The sequence below is a fragment of the Neptuniibacter sp. 1_MG-2023 genome, from assembly GCF_030547185.1.
GTDB lineage: Bacteria > Pseudomonadota > Gammaproteobacteria > Pseudomonadales > Balneatricaceae > Neptuniibacter.
Genome location: NZ_JAUOQR010000011.1, coordinates 111,228 through 118,115, shown reverse-complemented (window position 1 = coordinate 118,115; position 6,888 = coordinate 111,228). Strand labels below are relative to the sequence as shown.

The 6,888-nt window shown below is 44.9% G+C and carries 8 protein-coding genes; all 8 read left to right on the top strand.

What is annotated here, in order from left to right:
• Positions 1–702 (top strand): pyrroloquinoline-quinone synthase PqqC (gene pqqC, locus Q4492_RS12825; RefSeq protein ID WP_303418557.1); only part of this gene is annotated, 702 nt, incomplete at its 5' end.
• Positions 695–976 carry a pyrroloquinoline quinone biosynthesis peptide chaperone PqqD gene (gene pqqD / locus Q4492_RS12820; RefSeq protein ID WP_303418073.1) on the top strand — a complete coding sequence of 94 codons (282 nt, stop codon included), beginning with the start codon at positions 695–697 and terminating at the stop codon, positions 974–976. The genes pqqC and pqqD, both read left to right, overlap by 8 nt.
• Positions 951–2,129 carry a pyrroloquinoline quinone biosynthesis protein PqqE gene (gene pqqE, locus Q4492_RS12815; protein WP_303418555.1) on the top strand — a complete coding sequence of 393 codons (1,179 nt, stop codon included), beginning with the start codon at positions 951–953 and terminating at the stop codon, positions 2,127–2,129. The genes pqqD and pqqE overlap by 26 nt, the downstream gene beginning before the upstream one ends.
• Positions 2,130–2,456: 327 nt before the next feature.
• Positions 2,457–3,464, top strand: a complete 1,008-nt coding sequence (locus tag Q4492_RS12810; RefSeq protein ID WP_303418554.1) for an ABC transporter substrate-binding protein — start codon at positions 2,457–2,459, stop codon at positions 3,462–3,464.
• On the top strand, positions 3,464–4,351 hold the full coding sequence (locus tag Q4492_RS12805; protein WP_303418552.1) for an ABC transporter permease: 888 nt from the start codon (positions 3,464–3,466) through the stop codon (positions 4,349–4,351). The genes Q4492_RS12810 and Q4492_RS12805 overlap by 1 nt, the downstream gene beginning before the upstream one ends.
• Positions 4,351–5,130: an ABC transporter ATP-binding protein gene (locus tag Q4492_RS12800; protein ID WP_303418549.1), complete on the top strand. Its 780-nt coding sequence runs from the start codon at positions 4,351–4,353 to the stop codon at positions 5,128–5,130. The genes Q4492_RS12805 and Q4492_RS12800 overlap by 1 nt, the downstream gene beginning before the upstream one ends.
• Positions 5,127–5,891: an ABC transporter ATP-binding protein gene (locus Q4492_RS12795; protein ID WP_303418546.1), complete on the top strand. Its 765-nt coding sequence runs from the start codon at positions 5,127–5,129 to the stop codon at positions 5,889–5,891. The genes Q4492_RS12800 and Q4492_RS12795 overlap by 4 nt, the downstream gene beginning before the upstream one ends.
• Positions 5,884–6,879: a PQQ-dependent catabolism-associated beta-propeller protein gene (locus Q4492_RS12790; RefSeq protein WP_303418544.1), complete on the top strand. Its 996-nt coding sequence runs from the start codon at positions 5,884–5,886 to the stop codon at positions 6,877–6,879. The genes Q4492_RS12795 and Q4492_RS12790 overlap by 8 nt, the downstream gene beginning before the upstream one ends.
• Positions 6,880–6,888 lie beyond the last annotated feature (9 nt).

Genomic DNA, 6,888 nt, shown 5'->3' with positions numbered 1-6,888 from the left:
GGCGATTTTTATCATACGCAACACCCTTACCATATCGCCATGTATGACGGTAAATGCACCCCCGAACAGATTCGTGGCTGGGTAGCTAACCGTTTCTATTACCAAATTAGCATTCCCGTAAAAGATGCCGCGATTATGGCTAACTGCCCTGATCGAGATGTGCGCAGACATTGGGTTCAACGGGTATTGGATCATGATGGCTACAACGGCGCCGTGGGTGGAATAGAGGCGTGGTTATGCTTAGGCGAGGCCGTCGGCTTGAGCCGTGAAGAGATACTCTCCTGTGAGCATGTTTTACCCGGCGTACGCTTTGCGGTAGATGCTTACATTAACTTTGCCCGTCGTGCGTCGTGGCAAGAAGCCGCAAGCTCCTCGCTCACCGAGATGTTTGCGCCAACGATCCACCAAAATCGTTTAGATACCTGGCCGCAGCATTACCCTTGGATCAAAGCGGACGGGTACCAGTACTTTAAAAACCGCCTAACCGAAGCCCGTCGCGATGTAGAGCATGGGTTAGGTATTACCCTTGATCACTACACCACCCGTGAGCAGCAAGAGCGTATGCTTGAGATCCTCCAGTTTAAACTGGATGTCCTTTGGAGCATGCTGGATGCAATGACCATGGCCTATGAGCTGAAACGTCCACCGTACCATACCGTGACGGATCAACGGGTTTATCACAAAGGGCTATTTAATGAGTGATATTGAGATAACAGCGGCCTCAGTGCCGGTGTTAAATAAGATGTTTCGCTTTCAATGGGAAAAAGCACAGAACTGTTTTGTGTTGCTTTACCCTGAAGGGATGATTCAACTCAACGGTCCCGCTGGAGAGATTCTAGGTCTAGTGGATGGCGAGCGTTCCGTCGCGGCCATTACATCAGAGCTGGAAGCCAAGTTCCCCGATGCGGGTGATCTGAGTGGCGATATTATCGAGTTTCTAGGAGAAGCACATGGCCAACACTGGATCACCTTGTAACGCACAACCGACACCGCCGATTATTAGCGATGACAAATCTCACGGGCAGCCTCTTTGGCTGCTCGCTGAGCTGACCTATAAATGCCCACTGCAATGCCCATACTGCTCCAATCCGCTTGATTTTTCTGACTTTGGTGGAGAACTCACCACCCAGCAATGGTTGGATGTCTTCCAGCAAGGGCGAGATCTGGGGGCGGTTCAGTTGGGTTTTTCAGGCGGTGAGCCTTTAGTACGACAGGACCTGATCCAACTGATCGGGGGCGCCCATGAGATGGGGTACTACACGAACCTGATTACTTCAGGTGTCGGCCTGAATGAACATAAAATGGCTGAGTTCCAGCAAGCGGGTTTAGATCATATCCAAGTCAGCTTTCAGGCCAGTGATGAATCCGTTAACAGCATGTTATCCGGTTCGAAAAAAGCCTTTGAGCAAAAGCTAAAAATGGCCAAAGAGGTTAAAGCCCAAGGTTATCCGATGGTGCTTAACTTCGTGACCCATCGGCATAATATCGATCGTATCGACCGTATTATAGAGCTGTGTGTTGAGCTTGATGCAGACTATGTTGAGTTAGCCACCTGCCAATACTACGGCTGGGCTTATGAAAACGTAGAGCAGCTCCTACCGACCCGTGCGCAACTCGAGCGGGCTGAACGTATTACCAATGAATACCGTGCAAAACTGGCGGCTGAAGGTAATCCGATCAAGCTGATCTTTGTGACGCCCGATTACTACGAAGAGCGCCCTAAAGGCTGCATGAACGGCTGGGGCCAAGTGTTCTTGACGGTCACGCCGGATGGTAAAGCGCTTCCTTGCCATAGTGCACGTATGTTGCCGATCGAGTTCCCCAATGTCACTGAGATGAGCTTGCAAGAGATCTGGGATACGAGTCCTGGTTTTAATCACTTCCGTGGTAATGCATGGATGAAAGAGCCTTGCCGTAGCTGTGATGAGAAAGATAAAGACTTTGGTGGCTGTCACTGTCAGGCCTTTATGCTGACAGGGGATATGTACAATGCGGATCCTGTCTGTGCTAAGTCGGAGCATCATCACCTGATCGAAGAAGCGCGGGAACGTGCGGAAGCGGTGGTTAATAATCCTGATGAGTTTACCTTCAGAAATGAGCGTAACTCTAAAGTATTTGCTAAAGGTTAAGGCTCTAATTGGCCCATTCTTTCTGAGGGTTTGGGCCTTTTTTGTTATTTAAAGTCCTGCTGTTAGTCGTCAAGTGAGTAGTTATTGCGACACTTGTTGGTATTTGCTGGGTCATATGTTTCTTTTGTTTGCGACACTCTGTTGCTAATACTGTAGCAATTCCTTTTGAAACGCCCTAATCATAAGGATTTTTGGGGTTGGCCTAGTTGTTGCTGAATACTAAAGCAAAGCCTAATTGCGCAGTGTTGATGGTTATCCATGTAGCGATCTTCTTGTTATGCATTTATGGGCTTACTGATAACAACAATAAATAAAAAAGATAAGGTTATGCCACATTACTTAATTGTATTACTAATCGCCTTTATTGCTTTGAAGGCTAGTGCTGAAGACTATCCGGATGTACGTGTTGCAACTTTGCAGCATGGTACTGTCAATTGGGAGATGGATGTTATCCGTCACCACCACCTTGATGAAAAAAATAATTTCACGCTGGCTGTTATGCCTGTAGGTGGCAAAGATTCAAGTGCTGTTGCCCTACAAAGTAAAGCCGTTGATCTAATGTTTAGTGATTGGATCTGGGTGAATCGTCAGCGTTTTAATAACCGCATGTTTGGTTTCTCGCCGGTATCAGCGGCAGCTGGAGGCTTATACGCCCAACCCGATAGTGCTGTTCGTTCTTTAAGCGATCTCTATAGTCAGCGGGTTGGAATTGCTGGCGGTTCCGTAGATAAAAGCTGGTTGTTATTGCAAGCCTATAGCAAACAGCATTTGGGCCGAGATCTAAAAGAGCTTATAGAGCCTGTTTTTGCCGCACCGCCGTTGTTAAACAAATTAATGTATGACGGAAAGTTAGCATTAAGCCTGAACTTTTGGCATTACAGTGCAAAGCTTAAGGCTCGGGGTTTTAAACCGATTATTACGGTTGATGAGATTATTAAAGGCTTAGGCGTTGATACCCAAGTACCGCTTGTCGGTTGGGTGTTCTCCGAAGAGTGGCGCAAAGCGAATCAACAGCTTTTAGGCCAGTTTTTGATCGCATCACAACAAGCTCGCCATATTTTATTGACGTCAGATGAAGAGTGGCAGCGTATTAGACCTCTTATGCGGGTGGAAAGTGATGAAGTCTTTCTGGCGCTTAAGCAAAGTTACCGAGAAGGTGTGCTTCGTCAATTTGGATTAAGCGAATTAAATGCACTTGATAGCTTGTATAGCATTATGGCTAAAGAAGGTGGTGCTGCATTGACGGGGGGCGCAGAGCAATTAGATCGTACATTGTTTTGGTTGCCTGATCAGAATGAAGGCGTAATACAACTGGAAGCTGGGGGCGCTAAATAATGCGTCACAGCCACAGTCGTACGTTTCAAGGTCGTGATTTAGAAAAGCTTAAGACAGAGAGTGAAACAGAGTCTAATCAGACATCTAAGGTCAAAGTAATGTCACTATCTTTGCTTAGATGGCTAATTCCATTAGGTGTGATTCTATTAGGTTGGCAGTGTACGGCTCTTTTTTTGGCTAGCGATAATGTGCCTAGCGTAGTCCAAGTTTTTTCTAGTTTACAGTCCCATTTGGTTAATGGTGACATGCTGTATCACTTAATGGTTACGCTGTACCGTGTTGCATTAAGCTTTTGTATCGCTATGTTTTTTGGCGTAATGATCGGCATCGTTATGGGAGCGTTTCCTCGCTTGAATGAAGCGGGGGATTCGTTGTTAGTGATTGCGCTGAATGTACCGGCTCTTGTCACTATAATTTTATGTTACGTTTGGTTTGGTTTAGTCGAAGCCGCGGCTATAACTGCTGTAGCAATTAATAAAATTCCGACCGTGATCGTGATGGTAAGAGAGGGGGCTCGAGTAGTAGATAGAGACCTGCTTCAAGTCGCTCAAGTTTTTAAAGTCTCTCCGTTTCGTTGTTTCTTCAAAGTTTACCTACCTCAGCTTTATCCGTTCATCATGGCGTCAGCTCGATCAGGACTTTCATTGATATGGAAAGTTGTCCTTGTTGTTGAGCTTTTAGGTCGCAGTGATGGTGTGGGTTTCCAGCTAGGTACCTTTTTTCACTTCTTCGATATTGCCAGTATCTTGGCATACACCTTAGCTTTTGCAGCAATTATTTTGGTTATTGAAGGGCTATTGATGCGTCCTTTAGACCGTTATATAGCGAGAGGAAATTATAACGACAGCGGTGCGGGCGATAATGGTCGCTATAAGGGGGGACTGTAATGGTTAATCTTAAGATCGCTATTGAACGGAAATCTTACGCGAAAAATATGCCTGATGTATTAGGCCCTCTTGCATTTAACGTTTCACAGGGGGAATTTGTTTCTCTTGTCGGCCCGTCAGGAACGGGTAAAAGCACATTGTTGAATATGATCGCAGGGCTAGAACCTATTCAAGACGGCTCTATTCGATTTAATGATCAGCTTTTGGCAGGTAGCCCTCCTTGTAAATTGAGTTATATTTTTCAGCAACCGCGTCTAATGCCTTGGCTTATTGTCGCTGATAACCTTCGTCTAGTTATGCCTGATTCTGCACCGTTTGAGATAGAAAAGATGCTGGATAAGGTTGGCTTAAAAGGTAAATCAGATTGTTATCCAAAGCAGCTGTCAGGTGGTATGCAACGGCGAGTGAGTATTGCTCGGGCTTTTTTAACTCGTCCAGATGTTTTGCTTTTAGATGAGCCTTTTATCTCTCTTGATGCCCCTAATGCCCACCGCTTGCGATCTCTTTTAGTTGAACTGTGGTTAGAGCATAAAACAACGGTTGTTTTTGTTACGCATGACCTTAATGAAGCGATTCAGTTGTCTGATCGTATCATTTTCTTATCTTCATCCCCCGGCACGGTACTACTTGATAAGGAAGTTGATCTTCCTCGACCACGGGCTGATGAGGATATCCATTTTCAGAATTGGAAAAAACATCTACTCAGTCAAAACCCTGGCTTGTTAGAAGGACAGGCCGACGGTATTGAATATGAGTCATTTTCAGGAGGTTTTATATGAATACCCCTGCAGCGTTAGAGTTAGTTGGTGTTAGTAAAAGTTATGGTCAGCTAACAGCACTTAATAAGATAGATTTGTCTATAAAACAAGCTCAGTTCATAGGCCTGCTTGGCCAGAATGGGGCAGGTAAAACCACGTTGTTCCAGCTGTTAACCGGTTTGTTTAATAGTGATGAAGGCCAGATTCATGTGTGCGGGCATGATATTAGTCGTAACCCCATTGGTGCCTTATCAACCTTAGGTGTTGTGTTTCAGCAAGCAACATTAGATTTAGACCTGACGGTACATGGCAATCTTAAATTTCATTGTCTACTTCATGGGCTAAGCCGAAAGTTGGCAGAAGAGCGCATTGATAGTGAATTAGAGCGCTTTGATATGCAGGCTGTCCGAGATAAACAAGTACGTGGTTTGAGTGGCGGAAACCGCCGTAAGATTGAACTTATTCGTGCTTTATTACATCAGCCAAAAGTTTTGTTGATGGATGAGGCAACTGTAGGTCTCGATCCTGAATCGCGCAAATCACTTGTAAACCATGTGCTTTCACTCTGTAAAGAGCGGGAAATCGCCGTGTTATGGAGTACGCATATAGTGGAAGAAGTTCAAGCTGCTGATCGTGTGATCGTATTAGATAAAGGCAAGATATTAGCTGAGTCTTCCCCCGAACAATTACAGTCGCAGGGGATTGAACCTAGTTTGTCCCTCGCAGATGCTTTTTCACAATTGATTAATAATAACAAAGAAATAGGAGTCGCTTATGAATAAGTTTTTGAAAGGAATGAAATTTGGATTGCAGGCCAGTGCGTTAGCCTTGTCGTTGAGTGTTGCGGCTCATGTTCAAGCTAAATCAGGCTATGTTTTCGTGAGCAGTGAAAAAGATGATGTGGTCACTGTTTTTGATGCCAAGGGTATGAACAAAGTTACTGAGATTAAAACCAGTGAACGTCCTCGTGCTATGCAGCTAAGTAAAGATGGTTCTCTTCTTTATGTAGCCTGTGGTGATGATGACGCCATTGATGTAATTGATGTGGCTGCGCTAAAAGTCAAAAAAAGTATTGATATAGGTGAAGATCCAGACCGTTTTGATATCTCACCGGATGAGAAATTTCTTTATGCTTCAAATGAAGATGACGGTCTTGTAACGGTTTACTCATTGGAAGCAGACAAAAAAGTTGCTGAGATTGAAGTAGGCGAAGAGCCAGAAGGTGTATTAGTTAGCCCTGATAACCGTTTAGTTTATGTGGCATCTGAAGTCGCGAATATGATCCATGTGATTGACGTTGAAAGCAGAGAAATTATCGAGAACATCGTTGTGGGTAACCGTCCACGCCGAATGGAACTAACACCCGATTTGAAAGAGCTTTGGGTGAGTAACGAGGTGGGCGGCACGATCACCATTCTTGATACTACAACTTATGAGCAGACCGCTGAGCTAAGTTTTGCTCCTAAAGGCATGCGCGCTGAGAGCATCTCGCCAGTAGGTATGGCAATGACTAAAGATGGCAAGCTTACTTATGTGACTTTAGGTAACGCTAACCATGTAGCCGTTATTGAGACAGCGACTCATAAAGTGTTGGATTATATTCTTGTTGGCAAGCGCGCGTGGGGTATTAGTCTGAATAATGATGAGAGCAGACTTTATGTCACAAATGGTAAGAGTGATGATCTTGCAGTGATTGATACTGCGAAATTAAAGGTTATCAAATCAGTACCAGCAGGCCGAGTGCCTCATGATGTTGTTGTAGACGACTAAGATTGGGAG